Source organism: Granulicella mallensis, assembly GCF_014203225.1.
Lineage (GTDB): Bacteria > Acidobacteriota > Terriglobia > Terriglobales > Acidobacteriaceae > Granulicella > Granulicella mallensis_A.
Genome location: NZ_JACHIO010000006.1, coordinates 205,899 through 222,614, shown reverse-complemented (window position 1 = coordinate 222,614; position 16,716 = coordinate 205,899). Strand labels below are relative to the sequence as shown.

The following is a 16,716-nucleotide window of genomic DNA, read 5'->3' as shown; positions in this document are numbered from 1 at the left end:
GTTCGTACTGACACTCGGCGGTCTCTCTAGAGAGAAAAGTTCAGGGGCTGGCCTCTTTACTCTAGGGCTACCTATCAGGAAGACCCGCCTATTCCTATTGCGTGCGGGCATCACGGGCCTGGAGGCTTTTGCACTCGGAGTCATACCGTCGCTTCTGATCTCGATCGCGTCAAGATTCGTTGGCCAATCCTATCCTGCCTCACAGGCTCTATTCTTTGGAGCGGTTATGGGGGCCGCTGGGCTGGTGATCGTTGCGTTCGGACTCTTGTTGTCGGAGATCTTCGCAGGAGAGTTTACGGCGGCTGTTGTTGGAATCTGTCTGCTTAGCTGTATCTTTCTGAGTTACAAAGCACACACACTGCAGGGCTGGAATGTCTTCGACGTAATGAGTGCGACGGCAAGCATCAACCCCACCTCTCAGTTGTCTAATGGGACGTTGCCCTGGATCGGCTTGATCGCGTGTTTCGCAATCTCCTCTGTGCTCTTGCTTGCGGCATGTGAAGTCGTGCGAAGACACGAGCCGTAACGGCTGACATCAAGCTCAGACTCTTGAGTATCGGAAGGAAAGAGAACAAGATTGGGATGCGATGGGTGACAGATCGTCCGCGTATTGCAGCGCAAGGAATCTGATCGCAGGCTCAGTCGACTCGTAATTTCACTTTACGTGTCAACTTAGAGAGATGAGAATGGCTGCGAGAGATGAACTCTCGCAGCTATTTTTATTTGTATTCAACTTAGATGTCGAGGTTCTTTACATCCAGCGCGTTCTCAAGGATGCTCCGTTCGACAAGAAAGACGCGCATCTTGTCGCCATTGCGGGGAATTGTGTGGACTGTCCCCAAACGGACAGGGCACAATAAGGGGCTCCTGGTAGAACGCCAAATTTTTCTTGTAATCTTGGGGCGGGTTGAGCGTCGAAGGTTGTAAGATCCCATGCGTTCCTGTATTCCCCCAAAGGGGGAGATTGCGCCGCTGGTACATGGGGGCTGGCTTGGGTGTGTTTAATGCAATCGATCTCAAAAGGGACGTAGTCTCATGGTCATAAAGTCCAAATACGACAATGATTCGAGCGACATCCTTCCATCCGCGCCTGCGCCCCTCAATGCGTCCATCCGCCTCGAACGAAAGCATCCTCTTGCCATACGCTGGATGCACTGGATCAATTTCCCTGTGCTGTTCACGATGATCTGGAGCGGCATTCTTATCTATTGGAACGATTCGGATAATGCCTATCGGCACCCACATGCCATCTATCGCGTGGGGATCGGCAAGTTTACCCTCATCCGATTGTTTCCAGACTGGTTTTACCAGAAGCTTCATGTGCCGTACTCCGTAACGCAGGGGCTTGGCTATCACTTCTTCTTTATGTGGATCTTCGGCCTGAATGGGCTCCTGTACGTGCTCTATACCTCGTTCTCAGGGGAGTGGCGCTTTCTTGTACCCGAACGCCGCAGCCTGCGAGACGCGATTCAGGTCACTCTGGTCGACCTTCATCTGAGGAAGGGGCTGCCTGCACAGACGAAGTACAACGGTGCACAACGAATCGCTTATACCTCCGTCATCCTGATGGGAGTGGGCATGCTCGTGACGGGCCTGGCCATCTACAAGCCGACACAGGCACACTGGCTCACAACTCTGCTGGGTGGCTATGAGATGGCCCGATGGCTGCATTTCTGGATCACGATGAGCTTTCTGGGCTTCTTTGTCGTTCATGTACTGCAGGTGATCCTGGCGGGATGGAACAACTTTCGAGCCATGGTCAGCGGGAGAGAGATCCAGAGAGCGGAAGCTCCTTCGATTGAGGCGGAACGGCGGAGTCACCGATGAGCGAAGAGAAAAAGTTATCTCCAGAGTCTCAGAAACCCGTAGAGTCTCAGAAGCCTTTAGAGGTTCAGAAGGTAGAGGCTCCACAACCCGGGCCGCCTGAGGTTGCTGCAAAGCCAGACGACGCGGTTACTGCGAAGCCAGCCGAAGTGGCTGCTGCAGCACCAGCCGAGACGGCTGCGGCGAAATCATCCGAAGCGCCTGTTGAGAAATCGCTTGAAGCCGCCATCGCAAAGCCAGACGATATCGTTGCTGCACCAGCACCAGAGTCTCAGCCAGCCCCGAAGGAATCCTCTCCTTCTGTGTCAAGGGAGCCCGTTGTTGAATTGACGGCAAAGCCGCCTGCACCGATCTCCGTTCCGCCAACGGCGACGCAACATGGCGATGCGCCTCCAGTTGAGCTGGTGGCGGTCGAAGAAGCGGAAGAGAATCCAGACGATGATCTGGAACAGAGAGCGATTGCCGACGCTGCCGTTCTGGCTGAATCGCGCAGGCACACCCGCCGTTCGTTCATTGGCGCTTCCATTGCCGCGGCTGCGGGCTATGGGTTTTATCGCTGGATTGACCGGAGCCCTGGTGTCGGGATGCAGCGGTTTCCCCTCCGTGATGCCTTCAGGACGAACGCGGCTATCTCGCGAGCCGTATCGGGTGACCGCGCGCTTGCACCCACCTATCCGCTCAAAGCGGCGAAAGATCTTCGCGTAAACGGTGTCTTCGGTCTGAAGAAGATGCTGGCGCCGCAAGGTTGGCGGCTGCAGTTGGTCGGTATGCAGGATGCTGCGGCACATCCGCGATTCACGACGGATGTGACTGCCTGGGAGTACCAATACGTAGCTGAAGCCAGCCATGAAGACCAGGGCCATGACACGAAGGTGGATCCCAATGCCCGCACCGCCGAGAAGATGGCCCCGGAGCCCATGCTCGGTCAGGCCAAGGCTGCGGAAGAGAGCATCGGCCGCCGCATGCCTCGCGGGCGGGAAGAGGCCGGCGAAAGCAGCAGCACCCTTATGCCGGGTACGCCCGGACTGTTGCTGACGATGGAAGACATCCTGAAGCTTCCTCGTCACGAACTGGTGACTCAATTCAAGTGCATCGAAGGCTGGAGCGAGATCGTGCATTGGGCTGGAGTACGCATGGCGGATTTCCTTGAGGCGTATCCGCCTGCCCTGATTGAGGGCAAGGAGCCAAAGTATGTTTACATGGAGACACCGGACGGCGACTACTATACCGGTTATGACCTCGATGTCTGCCGCCACCCGCAGACGCTGCTGGTCACAGAGATGATGGGCGCACCCCTGACGCAGTTTCACGGAGCTCCGCTCCGCCTGCACATGCCTACGAAGTACGGCTACAAGCAGATCAAGCGGATAGGGCTGATCAGCTATACGAACGAGAAACCGGACGACTATTGGACCAAACTCGGATACGACTGGTACGCAGGGTTATGAAAAAACGGAATCGCCGCAGCGTAGAAGCAGGACAGGTCCAGTAAGACTATCCTGCGGTTTATCGGGCCCGTCCCAATCCTTAGAAAAAATCAGATGAGTTCAACCATGGGTTCAAGCCAATACGATCTCACCGGCCAAAAGGCCTTGCCTCCGCCAGAAAGCTTGTTTGAGCGATGTCACTGGCTCTATGCACTTTGTAGAGAGTACCTGTTTCGCGACCACACCCCTGAAATTACAAACGCGCTCTTTCCGACCGGTACTCCTGCGGACGGAACCAGGATCCTCGAACTCGGCTGCGGTCCTGGCCTCTATGCCTGCCGGTTTGCTAAAGAGTATCCGCAGATTACGGCCACCGGCATCGACCTGTCTAAACGCCTTATTCAGCGAGCGCGGGAGCGGGCCAGCAATCTTCGGCTGCACAATTGCACCTTCATCGAAGGCGATGCGCAGGCTCTGAAGGAGCTACCGCACTCTGTCGATGCCGTCATCGTCTCCCGCCTCTTCCTCATCGTTCCCGACAAAGAAGCCGTTCTCGCGGAGATCTTCCGGGTGCTGCGTCCAGGCGGAAGATGTTTTATCGCAGAGCCGACCTCCGGCTTCAGAACCCGGGTGCCGCTCGGTGCCATGTGGCTCCTGGCTCGCTTGACGACCAGCCCTGTCGCGAAATACAGAGAGCCGCAGCAGGCGGAGGTCATGCCGTCTGCCGATTTCGTCGAGCTGGTGCGGACACCCTCCTGGGCTTCGGTCGATGTGCATTACGATGACTGGTACCAGTATGCGATCTGTCAAAAGGGCGAATTGCAGGCTGAGCAGCCCAGCCGGAGTACCTCCTGAATGCCCTATACGCTCCTCGTTCCATCGTGCACGGATTCCTCGCTTAAATCGAAGTGCGCTCTCGCCGTCATGGCCAAGGCTCCACGGCCGGGTAAGGTAAAAACTCGCCTGTCGCCACCGCTGACGCTCGAGCAGTCCGCGGCGCTGAACGTCTGCTTTCTCCGGGATACGACACAAAACATCGCGGAGGTCGCCGGGACGAACCAGGCAGCCGGGCTGATCTCCTATACCCCAGTGGGCGACGAAAGCCTGTTCGACGGTCTGCTCCCCGAAGACTTCGCCCTCGTTGCGCAGCGTGGAGAGGGGTTTGGAGAGCGGCTGCTGGCTGCGGCTGAGGACATCCTCCTCTGCGGCTTCGGCGCGGTCTGCCTCATCGACTCGGATTCACCCACCGTTCCTGCCGAAGCCTTTCGTCAGGCGGTGGAAGAACTGAACCGCCCCGGCGACCGTATCGTGCTCGGCGCTTCCAACGATGGCGGATACTACCTCATCGGCTTGAAAGCCCCTCATCCTGAACCTTTCGCGAACATCCACTGGAGCACTTCGACGGTCTACGCGGAAACCGTCTCCGCCATTACCAGCGCGGGGATCGAACTCGTGGAGCTTCCACTTTGGTACGACGTCGACGACGGAGAGACGCTGAATCTTCTCCGCGATGAACTGCTTGGAGAGATACCCCCACCCTTTACCAGGATGCCCGGTTACTCTGCTCCGCATAGCCGCAGGTTTCTCCTCGATCTCTTTGGAGCCGGCAAGTGAGTTCCGGTCCCACAAGACGCTGGTCCTATGCGCGACCCTGGCTGACGAATGCCGTGCTGATTCTCATCGGTTCAGGACTGCTCCTCCTCACACGACAGCTCGTCAGCGAATTCAGCCACTTCACTATCGGGTTCTCCGGGGTCTCCGGTTGGTCCGCGATACTCTACGCGCTGGCGGTGCTGGTGATTTTGACGCAACCGGTCAACCGCTATACTTTCGGCATCATCCTGGCGTTCGCCATTGCCTTTCGGCTCGTCACGCTGCTTCCAGCTCCGTATCTTTCTTCCGATATCTACCGCTACGCCTGGGATGGTGTGGTGCAACACTCGCACATCTCGCCCTATCGCTATGTGCCCGGTGATCCGGCGCTTAAGTTTTTGCGTGCGCCCAACCAGGACCTCTTCGATCACATCAATCGCCGCGACTATGCGCACACCATCTATCCGCCGGTCGCGCAGTTCATCTTCTACATCGTCACCTTCCTCAACCCCACGGTGACGTTCATGAAACTGGCGATGATCCTGTTCGAAGGCCTTACCTTGTATGCGCTGTTGGAGTTCTTGCGCGAACTGGGCGTTCGCCGTGAGCAGTCCCTGCTCTACGCGTGGTGTCCGCTGCTGGTCTGGGAGATCGGCAACTCCGGCCATCTCGACTCCGCCGCCATGGCCTTCATCGCGCTTGCTCTCCTTGCTCGATATCGCAGGCAGCCCCTCCTTACCGGTCTCTTTCTCGGTCTGGCAATCATGACGAAGATGTATCCCCTCGTGCTGCTCCCCGCGCTCTTCCGTCGCGGCGAGTACAGAATGCCCGCGACCGTCGCCGGAGTGGTTGCTCTGGGTTACGCGTGTTATTCCAGCGTGGGCCTGGGCGTCTTTGGTTTCCTGGGAAGCTACGTCCAGGAGGAAGGCATGGATACCGGCACACGCTACTTCCTGCTGGAACTCACGCAGCACGTACCCGGCCTGCACAATCTCTCCAGCAAACCCTACCTGGCCTTTGTCGCCCTGGTCTTCACTACGCTGATGATCTGGTGCTGGCGAACCTGCTGCAGTCCAGTGTGGCCGAGGGTAGAGACAGGACAGACCCGCCGCTTCGGCCTTCCCGCCGATGCTGACTTTCTGGTCCCGGCATTCGCGCTCGCACTTGCGTTGATGCTGCTCTTTTCGCCGCACTATCCCTGGTATGTCGCGTGGCTCGTTCCTTTCCTCGCGCTCGTGCCGGATATTACCGTCTTCGCCTATATCTGCGGTCTCTTCTATCTGTGCACGACGGCGATCGCGGTAGGCACTGGGCCGTTGCAGTTTCTGCTCAACAAGATGCTCTACGGCAGCGTGTTGCTCGCGTTCGTACTGGATATCGTCCTGCGCCGCTGGCCTATCCTTCATCCCTCTCCCAAGCCTCCCTATCCCAGACCGGCAACGGAGGATCGAGCGTGAGTGCCTTCGACAACATGAACGGCTCGAAGATCTCCGTCATCATTCCCGCGCTCAATGAGCAGGAATCCATCGGTCAGGTCGTTGCCTCGATGCCGTGGCCGCTCATCGCAGAATGCATCGTCATCGACAACGGCTCGACGGACGACACTGCCAGGATTGCAGCCGCGGCAGGAGCGCGCGTCATCACCTCGCCACGGGGCTATGGCGCAGCCTGTAAAGCCGGCTCCGATGCCGCCCTCGCAACGAGTACGATCCTGGTTTTTATGGATGGCGATGGCAGTGACGTCATTGCGGATCTTCCTCGTCTGGTCGCTCCTCTCGAAGCTGGCGAAGCAGACTTTGCCATTGGTTCACGACTCCGGGGACATCGTGAGCCAGGCTCTATGCTGGCTAGCCAGGTCTTCGCGGGGCATCTGGTCTCGCTTCTTCTTCGCATGCTGTACGGCATCCGCTATACCGATATGGGGCCATTCCGGGCTATTTGCCGGTCGTCATTACAACAGCTCAATATGTCAGAGATGACCTACGGTTGGAATTTGGAGATGCAGGCCAAGGCGGCGCAACAGCATCTCCGCGTACAGGAGATTCCCGTCGACTACCAATGCAGAAAGGGCGGAGTCAGCAAAGTATCGGGCAATCTCGCTGCCAGTTTTAAGACCGGGATACGGATATTGGCGGTGCTGCTTCGCATTGCATTCTCTCGATCTACCTAGTTTCTTCGCAAGGGCTCTATAGAGCTTCGCTCTTCAACCCATTCCAGGACACACCTATGGCTGCACATCAAAAACGCGCACTTGTCACCGGAGGCGCAGGCCTCATCGGCTCTCACATCGTTGACCTCCTCCTGAGCGAAGGTTGGACCGTTCGCATACTCGACAACCTGGAGCCGCAGACCCACAAGAACGGCAAGCCTGAGTGGGTCAATCCAGCGGCAGAGTTTCGCCAGGGTAACGTGCAGGACTACGAGACGATGCACTCCGCTTTGATGGATATCGATGTTGTCTTCCATGAGGCTGCCTACGGCGGCTATATGCCGGAGATGGCGAAGTATGTCCTGGTGAATAGCTTCGGCACCGCACAGATGCTGGAGATCATTCGCGACCAGCACCTGCCCATTCGCAAAGTCCTCGTGGCAAGTTCGCAGGCGGTGTACAGCGAAGGTGCGGCGAATTGCCCGGAGCATGGCCACGTCGTTCCCTTGCTGCGTCCCGCCGAACAGCTCCGCGCGGGTGATTTCAGCGTGCACTGTCCAATCTGCGGCAAGCCTACGACTTCCATCCCGACCCCGGAGGCCACGCCGGGCGGGGGTGAAACGGTCTACGCCCTGACGAAGGTCGATCAAGAGCGTCTTGTGCTGCTCTGGGGGAAGCAGACAGGAATCCCGACAGTCGCACTGCGGTACTCCTGTACCTATGGCCCGCGCCAGTCACTTTTCAATCCCTATACCGGAGTGATCGCCATCTTCTGCACGCGCCTCCTGAATGGCCAGCCGCCCATCATGTATGAAGACGGCGGCCAGACCCGGGACCTGTGCTTCGTAGAAGACATCGCGCGCGCCAACCTGCTTGCGGCCACTACCGATAAGCTGGATGGTCTGGCCGCCAACGTCGGCAGCGGGCGGGCGACCAGCGTCCGCGACCTCGCTGGTATCATCGCGAACCAACTCGGCGTAAAGCTCGCACCGCTGGCGAGAGGGGAGTTTCGGCCCGGAGAGATTCGCTCGCTCATCTCAGACATCAACCGCATTCGCACGATCGGATACGAACCCAGGACCACGATCGAGCAGGGGATCGCGCGCTATATCGACTGGATCAGGACGCAGGGTGCGGTCGAAGACTATTTCTCGAAGGCCGAGGCAGGCCTGCGCGCGAAAGGAATCGTTCAAAGCGTACAAAGTTCGGGTTTATGACGCCTGGGATTTGACGGCAGATCGACGCAATACTGGCTAAAATTCGGTATGGCTTCACAGGTTCCTACACTCTACCAATGGCTCGGTGGTTCAGAAGCTCTTTCTGCGCTTATAGAGCGCTTCTACGAGAAGGTGCCGGCCGACCCCATCCTCGAACCCCTATTCCGCCACATGGATCCGGCCCACTTCGAGCACGTCGCCAAATTCATCGCCGAAGTTCTGGGTGGTCCTGCTGAGTATTCATCGCAGCACGGTGGACATGCTGCGATGATTCGCCATCACCTCGGAAAAGGCATCACGGAGCAGCAGCGTCAACACTGGGTGCGGCTCCTCCTCGAAACGGCTGATGAGTTGAATCTTCCTTCCGATCCGGAGTTTCGGTCCGCGCTTGTCGCATACCTGGAATGGGGTTCTCGCCTTGCTGTCATCAATTCTGCGCTTCCATCCGATACCCGCATTGAAGAAGCTCCCATGCCCGAGTGGAATTGGGGTGTCCCAGGAGGGCCTTACCAGCCCGAACCGGAAACATCCGACCCAAACCGTAGCTGAATGTGCCGCGAGTTTTTAGTGGGTATCGATTTTACGGGCGGTGCGAAATCGGATAGATCTCAATCAGAGCCGAAACTAACGTTTGCGTTTTTCGAGGGTTCTGATCACTACGCCAAGGTGATTTCAGCCCCATCCTCTCATCGAATGAATCGGGTAAACACGCTACGCAATTTCTGACTGAACGAAACATCGGGCGAGCTCATGAAGAATGAGCTCGCCCGATGTTTCAGCTTATGTTTCACGAGTGATCGCGATATACGTCAAGCTACAAATACAGCGAGTTAGATGTCGAGGTTCTTTACATCCAATGCGTTCTCTTCGATGAACTTGCGGCGGCTTTCGACATCTTCACCCATCAGCGTGGTGAAGATCTCTTCGGTCGCGGCGATGTCTTCGAGCTTGACCTGCAGTAGTGTGCGGCGGGCAGGGTCCATGGTCGTGTCCCAGAGCTGCGGAGCTGTCATTTCGCCGAGGCCCTTGTAGCGCTGGACCTGGTATTCCTTGCGGCCCTGCTCGATGACGTACTCGAAGACCTCGCGCGGCGTCTTCCGCTCGACGGGATCCTGCGAGACCTTCGCTGAGCGCTTCACCGGCTTCGCAGCCTCCACAGGAGCAACCGTACCTACGTCGACTGCGCCTTCGAGCTCAACCTCATCGGTGTCCTCAAGGTCCTGTTCCGCCTGTTCCTCTACGCTCTTCGTGGCCGCGGCAGTGTTCTTGCCTGCGTACTCGATCAGGAACGGTCCAACGAGCTGTTCGCGAATCTGGGCATGCTTGCCGAGCAACTGGCGTGACTCCGGTGCAGAGGCCAGCGTCCAGTTGATGTGCCGGAGCGCGCCCTGCGCATCGGTGAACGAGACAGAGTAGGTACGATGCTCTTCGTCGAACTCGACCTCGGAGACATGCTTGAAGAGCTCGGGACGCTCCAACTCCTTGAGCCGCGCACGCATGTCCTTCAGCTTGGCATCGGTTTCGAAGTCGGCGCGGCTAACGGAGTCCTTGCCTTCGTTAGCGAAGATCTCGGCGAACGCGCGTACGACTTCGTCATTGCGCAGGCGCTTGACGACCTTGTCGTAGAAACTGAGGTAGTCGTTGAGCTGCGACATGTACTTCGTCAGCTCCTTGCCTTCGAGCCTGGAGCCGCCTTCGCCGTAGCGAATAATCATGCCATCGGAGGCGCGCTTGACCATCACCTGCACGTACTCGCGCTCGTCCTTGATGTACTGCTCAAACTTGCCCTTCTTGATGCGGAAGAGCGGCGGCTGCGCGATGTACACGTGCCCGCGCTTGATGAGCTCCTGCATGTGGCGGAAGAAGAACGTCAGCAGCAGCGTGCGGATGTGCGATCCGTCGACGTCGGCATCGGTCATCAGAATCAGCTTGCCGTAGCGCAGCTTGGCGGTGTCGAAGTCGTCCTTGCCGATGCCGGTGCCGAGCGCCGTGATCATGGCACGAATTTCTTCGTGGCCCAGCATCTTGTCGTAGCGGGCCTTTTCGACGTTGAGGATCTTACCCTTGAGCGGGAGGATCGCCTGGAACTTACGGTCACGGCCCTGCTTGGCGGTTCCGCCGGCCGACTCACCCTCGACCAGATACAGCTCGCAGAGCTCAGGACGACGCTCGGAGCAGTCGGCGAGTTTGCCGGGCAGTCCACCGCCGTCGAGTGCGCCCTTGCGGCGCGTAAGATCGCGGGCCTTGCGTGCGGCTTCGCGAGCGCGAGAGGCGTCGATAGCCTTGTTGATGATCTTTCTTGCGACCGAGGGGTTCTGTTCGAGGAAGGCGCCCAGGCGCTCGTTGACGAACGCCTGCACCTGGCCGGCGATGTCGGAGTTGAGCTTGCCCTTGGTCTGGCCTTCGAACTGCGGCTGCGGCAGCTTGACGCTGACGACAGCGACGAGGCCTTCACGCACGTCATCGCCCGAGAGGTTTTCCTTCACGTCCTTGAACAGGCCAAGCTGCTGGCCGGCGACGTTGATGGTGCGCGTCAGAGCCGTGCGGAAGCCGGAGAGGTGCGTGCCTCCGTCGACCGTATTGATGTTGTTGGCAAACGAGAAGACCGTCTCGGAGTACGCGTCGTTGTACTGCAGCGCGATCTCCATGACGACGTTGCCCTGCTCGGTCTCCATGTAGATGGGCTTCTCATGAAGAACCTGCTTGCCCTTGTTGAGCAGCTTGATGAACTCCGCGATACCGCCGGTGTACTTGTAGACCTGCGACTTCGTCTCGCCCTTGGTATCGACCTGGCGCTCGTCGGTCAGCGAGATCTCGATGCCCTTGTTCAGGAACGCGAGCTGACGCAGACGGTTGGCGAGTGTATCGAAGTTGTATTCGGTGACGGTGAAGATGGTCTTGTCGGGCAGGAAGTGGATCTTGGTGCCGCGACGCTTGGAGGGGCCCATCTTGCGCAGTTCGCTGATGGGGTCGCCCTTGGAGTAGTCCATCTCCCACGTAAAGCCGTCGCGCCAGATCTCGACGTCGAACTCTTCCGAAAGCGCATTGACGCAGCTCACACCGACGCCGTGCAGACCGCCCGAGACCTTGTAGTTCGAGGCATCGAACTTGCCGCCGGCGTGCAGCATCGTCAGTACGACCTGCACGGCAGGCATGGTCTCGCCGGTGGGCAGCGTCTTGTTGTCGACGGGGATGCCGCGGCCGTCGTCGACGACCGTGATGGAGTTGTCGACGTGGATCGTGACATCGATGCGTGTCGCATGGCCCGCCAGTGCCTCGTCGACCGAGTTGTCGACGACCTCGTAGACGAGATGATGCAGACCCTGCTCGCCGGTTGAGCCAATGTACATGGCTGGGCGCAGGCGGACGGCCGCCAGGCCTTCGAGGATGGTGATGTTCTCGCCGGTATAGGTTCCGGGCTGAGGCGGGGGAGTCTGGCTATTGGCTGCTGCGGGGATGATTTCTTCAGGCACGAACGGAACGCTCCATTGGTCTTATCCGGTTGGCTCTCCAGAGGGCTGGGAACCGATCGGGAAAGGGCGCAAAAACCCTTGAAAATACAGGCTGTTTGCTGGTGTTGTCGACACCTAAGTATAGCACGCGCCCGCCCGTTTTCGAAGCGCCGAAGGGGCTCTCTGGAAGGGAACAAAAGGCGTAGATTGAAGGGTTTAGCCGATGTCCCAGGACTTCTTAAACAGCAAAAACCCCCGAGCGGCAGACTCGGGGGCTTCTGAGCGGGGTATTTGTTGTTTTAGGCGGATGCCGCGTACGTTACCGGCTCTTCTGTTACAGGAGGCACTTCATGTTCCGCGAGTACCGCGTTATAGAAGATGCCTGCAATGGCGGCTCCCACCAGCGGAGCGACCCAGAACAGCCACAACTGCTGCAGGGCCAATCCGCCGGCAACGATAGCCGGACCGGTCGAGCGCGCCGGGTTGACGGAGAGGTTGGTCACCGGGATGCCGATGAGGTGAATCAGCGTCAGGCAGAGGCCGATCGCCAGTGGTGCAAATCCCTTGGCCGCGCGCTGGTCGGTTGCGCCCAGAATCACTACCAGGAAGAAGAAGGTCAACACGACCTCGGCTACCAGGCAGGCGATCAGGCTGTAGCCGCCGGGTGACCCAAAGCCGCCCGGCATGGCGGGACCGTAGCCGTTGGAGGCAAAGCCGCCCACCGCGTAGTCCGTTTTGCCGGAGGCGATGACATAGAGCACGCCAGCCGCGGCAATGCCGCCGATTACCTGCGAGATCCAGTAGGGAAGAAGCTCTTTGGCCGGAAAGCGCTTGCCGGCGACGAGGCCCAGTGTGACGGCAGGGTTGAGGTGGCAACCGGAGATATGTCCGATGGCATAGGCCATCGTCAGCACGGTCAGGCCGAAGGCGAGCGCAACACCGACAAAACCGATGCCAAACGCTGGAAACCCACAGGCTAGAATCGCTGCTCCGCAACCGCCGAAGACTAACCAGAATGTTCCAAAGAACTCGGCAATACAACGCCGTGAAAGCGCTATCTCCATAACTTCCTCCAAGGTTCACTTCTTTATTTGCTTGGTATTTGAAACGGAGCCAGTTTAGAGCAAGAAGCCTGTTTTTGTGATGTAAATGTGATGAGCGTACAGCGATTTCTTGAGGTTAGAGGCCTGCTGGACAGGCGGTTTTATCTTAGCTAAGATTGATTAGCAGATTGAGAGGGCGACATGCTTACAGCAACGATTTTTGAAGCTAAAACAAACCTCTCCAGCCTCGTGAAGAAGGCGCAGGCCGGGGAAACGGTCATTATTACCTCCGGCCGCGACAAGACCCCGGTTGCGAAGTTGGAAGGGATTGAACCAATTCCCAAGAAGAAACGGCTGGGTGTTCGTGAAACACCTGGATTTGAATTGGGAGACGCTTTTTGGGAACCCTTGCCAAAGGGTTGGGACGGCATAAGCGAGTGAGATTCCTTTTCGACACGCAAGCTCTTCTCTGGGCGGCACTCACTCCAGAAAAACTTAGTCATAAGGCTGCAGCAATCATCTCTGACGAATCCGTTGAGTTGCTTGTCTCTGCAGCCTCTGCGTGGGAAATCGCAACGAAGGTACGTCTTGGTAAGCTTCCTTTCGCGGAAGAGTTCGAACGTGAATTCCTCAACGATATGGATGCCGCTGGATACACCTTGCTGTCTATCGATACCGAAACGGCACTCCGCGCCGGCCGTCTCGTTGGGGAGCACGGTGACCCGTTCGACCGTATGATCGCAGCCCAAGCGTTGGCGCTGGATATACCCGTGATTAGCATCGACTCTGCGTTGGATTCTTTCGGTGTCCGTCGCATCTGGTAGCACTCGAGCTACCAGATGCGACGGTATGGTCTTGCCTCTTTTCTGTCATCCCCAAAGGAAATCTGCTTCCGGCCGCGGCTACGACTTCAAGCCTCAGTACGGTGCTACCAGACCCGGCACGACGGTGCATGCACCATCGGCTGGCTTGCCTTGCAGCCGAAGGCCTTCTGGAACTCCGGCATGTTCGACACCACGCCGTTGATGCGCGCAAACCCGGGTGAGTGCGGATCGGTCGCGGCATGTACCCGCAGGTTCTCCGGCCGTTCGTTCTCACAGGCCCACTGCGCCATGCCCACAAAGAATCGCTGATCCGGGGTGAAGCCTTCGACGTCGGTCAGCTTCACGCCCTCGGTCTGTTTCTTCCAGGCGATATAGGCCAGCAACTCCCCGCCCAGATCGGCGACGTCTTCGCCACTGGTCAGCTTGGAGTTGATGTGCGTGTCGTCGACGATGACATAGCCGGCATATTGGTCGCGAATGCAGTTGATGCGGTCTTCGAAGCCCTTCGCGTCCTCGGGAGTCCACCAGTCGCGCAGGTTACCCTTGGCGTCGAACTGCCGTCCTTCGTCGTCGAAGGCGTGCGTCAGTTCATGGCCGATGGTGCCGCCTGTGTCGCCGTAGTTCGGCGCGTCGTCCAGCTTCGAATCGTACAGCGGTGGCTGCAGAACACCGGCAGGGAAGTTGATGTCATTCATTCGGTCGTTGAAGTAGGCATTCACGGTTGGAGGGGTCATATTCCACTCAGTCAGGTCGACCGGCTTGCCCAGCTTGTGCCACTGGCGCGCGTCCTCGAAACGATAGGCGCGCAGGACATCGCCGGCATAGTCATCCGCTTTGACCTCAAGCGCGGAGTAGTCGCGCCAGTGCTCGGGATAGCCGATCTTGTTGCGGATAGCATGCAGCTTGCGCAGCGCTTCCTGCTTGGTTGCCGGGCTCATCCAGGGCAGTCCCTCGATCTCCTGCTGCATGGCTGTCTCGATCTGTTCGGTCATGAGCTGCGTGCGGCCCTTCATGTCGGCGGAGAAGGTGCGCCTCACAAACTCCTGCCCCAGGGCCTCGCCAAGGTTGCCATCAACTGCGCGCGTACAAATCTTCCAGCGCGGAGGCATTACGGGAATGCCGCGCAGCGTCTTCGAGTAGAAGTCGAAGTTGGTCTGCTCGAACGGATGCGCGAGGTAAGGCGCGGCGGCAGTCAGCAGATGAAAGCGCAGGTAAGCTCGCAGCGCTGCTACGTCTTCTGTCGAGAGTTCGGCTTCGACGGTCTTCAGGAACGCCGGCTGAGAGACGTTCAGCTTCTCCACGTCCGAGACTCCCTGTGTCTTGAAGTAGAGCGGCCAGTCGATCGAAGGCGCAAGCTTCGCAAGTTCGGCGACGGTCATCATGTGGTACGTGTTATGCGGATCGCGGCGTTCGACGCGGGTCAACGATGCCTTGGCCAGGGTAGTCTCTATGCGTAGGATTGCAGCGGCATCGGCCTTGGTCTTCTCTTCAGACTCACCAGTAAGAACCAGCAGTTGCTGAATATACGCAATATATTGCTCGCGGATTTTGACGCTCTTGTCATCGGTCTTCAAGTAATAATCGCGGTCGGGTAAACCGAGCCCTCCCGCTCCCACCCTAACGATCATGACGGACGAGTTGATGGCATCCTGGTCTGTGCCAGAGCCGAAGAAGAAGCTGCCGGCGTACTCGTGGTGCAGGCGCGTGAGTGCGGCGAGCAGCTCAGGCCGAGTCTTCAGGGCATCGATTCTTGCCAGCTCAGGCAGCACCGGCTTATCGCCAAGCGCGTCGATGGCCGAAGTGTTCATGCAGGCGGCAAAGTAGTCGCCGACCTTTTGCTGTACAGGCGTGCGGTTGGTGGCTTTGGCGTCTGCCACGAGAATGCCCCAGAGGAACTGCTGGTTCTCATTGGCGAGCTTGGAATAGACGTCCCACGCGGCCTGATCGGAGGGGATCGGGTTGTTCTTCATCCAGCCGCCGCAGGAGAACTTGTAGAAGTCCACACAGGGATCGACCGAGCGGTCGAGGCTCGTGACATCGAGCGAGGGCGAGTAGGGCATCGCCAGCAGTGGCTGTGGCGCGGCTGGCTGTTGAGCCGAAAGAGGCTGTGAAGAAAGACAAAGGACGGCCGCGGCGAGCGCCATGGCAAGCAGAGGTTTCGAGAGCATAAGTTCTCCAGTGAGAGCCATCCTACAACGCCTGGGGAGCAGTGGTTCTCAGGAGCGGATGCCTTGTTTTGGAGGAGCCCCCCTCTCACATCTGTTATACTGATCGCTGTTGTAAATAGCAGTAGTTCTGTTAGGAACCCCATGCCAAAGTTGAAGACACACTCAGGCGCGGCCAAGCGCTTCAAGAAGACTGGTACCGGCAAGTTCAAGCGCGGCCAGTCGAAGATGCGCCATATCCTCACCTCGAAGGCGACCAAGACCAAGAGCAAGCTTGGAAAGATCGTTCTCGTTTCGGTGGCGGATACCCCCAAGGTCGCCCGTATGCTTCCCTACGCGTAAGGCTTAAAAGCCGAAGCGTAGAGAAGTTTGTAGAGTTTTTCGAATCAAGCCGTTCTGTCGATTTTGACAGCACAAAGGGCCGCTCAAGCGTTGAGGCCCCTGGGTTAGGCCAAAGCCAACCCACTGAGATTCGAAGTTGTAGGCGAGTGAAGAGGCCACACCATCGTCATTCTCTCCACGCTCTTTCAGGACACCCACTAGTTCTGATTGAGACGAGAATGCGACCCTTACCTCCAGCCGCTTGAACGCAGTACGCAAAAGGAGAATGACATGCCCCGTGTAAAACGGAGTACCAAACGCAGCGACCGCCGCAAAAAGATTCTCAAGCGCGCGAGTGGCTATTTCCTCACGAAATCCAAGCTCTATCAGGCAGCCCAGGAAGCCGTTGAACGCGGCCTGAAGTTTGCCTATATCGGCCGCAAACAGAAGAAGCGGCAGTTCCGTTCGTTGTGGATCGTGCGCATCGGCGCCGCGGCCCGCATTAACGGCATGAGCTATTCGACGTTCATCAACGGCCTCAAGAAGGCTGGCAACGGTCTCGATCGCAAGATCCTCGCCGACATCGCTGCCAACGATCCCGCAGGTTTTGCCGCACTCGCTGTGCAGGCCAAGGCCGGGCTCGAGAGCGCCAAGAAGGTTGCGGCGTAACTTTCCGCAGGCAGGACAAGATGGGTGTGGCT

17 protein-coding genes are annotated in these 16,716 nt (G+C 58.2%); 13 read left to right on the top strand and 4 right to left on the bottom strand.

Annotation, left to right across the window (positions count from 1 at the left end):
* Window positions 1-226: 226 nt before the first annotated feature.
* Window positions 227-526: a hypothetical protein gene (locus HDF15_RS08785; RefSeq protein ID WP_184254690.1), complete on the top strand. Its 300-nt coding sequence runs from the start codon at window positions 227-229 to the stop codon at window positions 524-526.
* A 208-nt stretch (window positions 527-734) separates the two neighbouring features.
* Here the strand turns inward: HDF15_RS08785 and HDF15_RS25820 are convergent, their stop codons facing one another.
* A complete protein-coding gene (locus HDF15_RS25820) occupies window positions 735-857 on the bottom strand; it encodes a hypothetical protein (RefSeq protein ID WP_260330948.1) in 123 nt (40 codons plus the stop codon).
* Window positions 858-1,035: 178 nt separating this feature from the next.
* Between HDF15_RS25820 and HDF15_RS08780 the strand changes: the two genes are divergently transcribed.
* The 8 genes from HDF15_RS08780 to HDF15_RS08745 all read left to right on the top strand — a co-directional run bounded on the left by HDF15_RS08780 (window position 1,036) and on the right by HDF15_RS08745 (window position 8,759).
* Window positions 1,036-1,827, top strand: a complete 792-nt coding sequence (locus tag HDF15_RS08780; RefSeq protein WP_184254688.1) for a cytochrome b/b6 domain-containing protein — start codon at window positions 1,036-1,038, stop codon at window positions 1,825-1,827.
* Window positions 1,824-3,272, top strand: a complete 1,449-nt coding sequence (locus HDF15_RS08775) for a molybdopterin-dependent oxidoreductase (protein ID WP_221314342.1) — start codon at window positions 1,824-1,826, stop codon at window positions 3,270-3,272. The genes HDF15_RS08780 and HDF15_RS08775 overlap by 4 nt, the downstream gene beginning before the upstream one ends.
* Window positions 3,273-3,365: 93 nt before the next feature.
* Window positions 3,366-4,106, top strand: a complete 741-nt coding sequence (locus HDF15_RS08770) for a class I SAM-dependent methyltransferase (RefSeq protein ID WP_260330947.1) — start codon at window positions 3,366-3,368, stop codon at window positions 4,104-4,106.
* Window positions 4,107-4,865 carry a TIGR04282 family arsenosugar biosynthesis glycosyltransferase gene (locus HDF15_RS08765; RefSeq protein ID WP_184254686.1) on the top strand — a complete coding sequence of 253 codons (759 nt, stop codon included), beginning with the start codon at window positions 4,107-4,109 and terminating at the stop codon, window positions 4,863-4,865.
* A complete protein-coding gene (locus HDF15_RS08760; RefSeq protein ID WP_184254684.1) occupies window positions 4,862-6,301 on the top strand; it encodes a glycosyltransferase family 87 protein in 1,440 nt (479 codons plus the stop codon). Before HDF15_RS08765 ends, HDF15_RS08760 begins: the two co-directional genes overlap by 4 nt.
* Window positions 6,298-7,014 carry a glycosyltransferase family 2 protein gene (locus tag HDF15_RS08755; RefSeq protein ID WP_311733067.1) on the top strand — a complete coding sequence of 239 codons (717 nt, stop codon included), beginning with the start codon at window positions 6,298-6,300 and terminating at the stop codon, window positions 7,012-7,014. Before HDF15_RS08760 ends, HDF15_RS08755 begins: the two co-directional genes overlap by 4 nt.
* Before the next feature lie 56 nt (window positions 7,015-7,070).
* Entirely contained in the window at window positions 7,071-8,210 is a 1,140-nt protein-coding gene (locus HDF15_RS08750) for an NAD-dependent epimerase/dehydratase family protein (RefSeq protein WP_184254682.1), read from the top strand.
* Window positions 8,211-8,258: 48 nt separating this feature from the next.
* A complete protein-coding gene (locus HDF15_RS08745; RefSeq protein ID WP_184254680.1) occupies window positions 8,259-8,759 on the top strand; it encodes a group II truncated hemoglobin in 501 nt (166 codons plus the stop codon).
* Between the two features lie 281 nt (window positions 8,760-9,040).
* On the opposite strand, the gene gyrB is transcribed toward HDF15_RS08745, so the two are convergent.
* Together gyrB and aqpZ are read right to left on the bottom strand one after the other, a co-directional pair.
* A complete protein-coding gene (gene gyrB, locus HDF15_RS08740; RefSeq protein ID WP_184254678.1) occupies window positions 9,041-11,683 on the bottom strand; it encodes a DNA topoisomerase (ATP-hydrolyzing) subunit B in 2,643 nt (880 codons plus the stop codon).
* 278 nt (window positions 11,684-11,961) lie between these two features.
* Window positions 11,962-12,726: an aquaporin Z gene (gene aqpZ, locus HDF15_RS08735; protein ID WP_221314341.1), complete on the bottom strand. Its 765-nt coding sequence runs from the start codon at window positions 12,724-12,726 to the stop codon at window positions 11,962-11,964.
* 180 nt (window positions 12,727-12,906) lie between these two features.
* Here aqpZ and HDF15_RS08730 point away from each other — a divergent pair, with 180 nt between their 5' ends.
* Together HDF15_RS08730 and HDF15_RS08725 are read left to right on the top strand one after the other, a co-directional pair.
* On the top strand, window positions 12,907-13,146 hold the full coding sequence (locus tag HDF15_RS08730; protein ID WP_184254676.1) for a type II toxin-antitoxin system Phd/YefM family antitoxin: 240 nt from the start codon (window positions 12,907-12,909) through the stop codon (window positions 13,144-13,146).
* Entirely contained in the window at window positions 13,104-13,529 is a 426-nt protein-coding gene (locus tag HDF15_RS08725) for a type II toxin-antitoxin system VapC family toxin (protein WP_260330945.1), read from the top strand. Before HDF15_RS08730 ends, HDF15_RS08725 begins: the two co-directional genes overlap by 43 nt.
* Before the next feature lie 104 nt (window positions 13,530-13,633).
* On the opposite strand, the gene HDF15_RS08720 is transcribed toward HDF15_RS08725, so the two are convergent.
* Window positions 13,634-15,697, bottom strand: coding sequence for a M13 family metallopeptidase (locus HDF15_RS08720; protein WP_184254674.1), 2,064 nt, complete (start codon window positions 15,695-15,697; stop codon window positions 13,634-13,636).
* A gap of 141 nt (window positions 15,698-15,838) precedes the next feature.
* Here HDF15_RS08720 and rpmI point away from each other — a divergent pair, with 141 nt between their 5' ends.
* Both rpmI and rplT read left to right on the top strand, forming a co-directional pair.
* Window positions 15,839-16,036: a 50S ribosomal protein L35 gene (gene rpmI, locus HDF15_RS08715; RefSeq protein WP_014263501.1), complete on the top strand. Its 198-nt coding sequence runs from the start codon at window positions 15,839-15,841 to the stop codon at window positions 16,034-16,036.
* Window positions 16,037-16,306: 270 nt separating this feature from the next.
* Window positions 16,307-16,684: a 50S ribosomal protein L20 gene (rplT, locus tag HDF15_RS08710; protein ID WP_014263502.1), complete on the top strand. Its 378-nt coding sequence runs from the start codon at window positions 16,307-16,309 to the stop codon at window positions 16,682-16,684.
* Window positions 16,685-16,716: the final 32 nt, after the last annotated feature.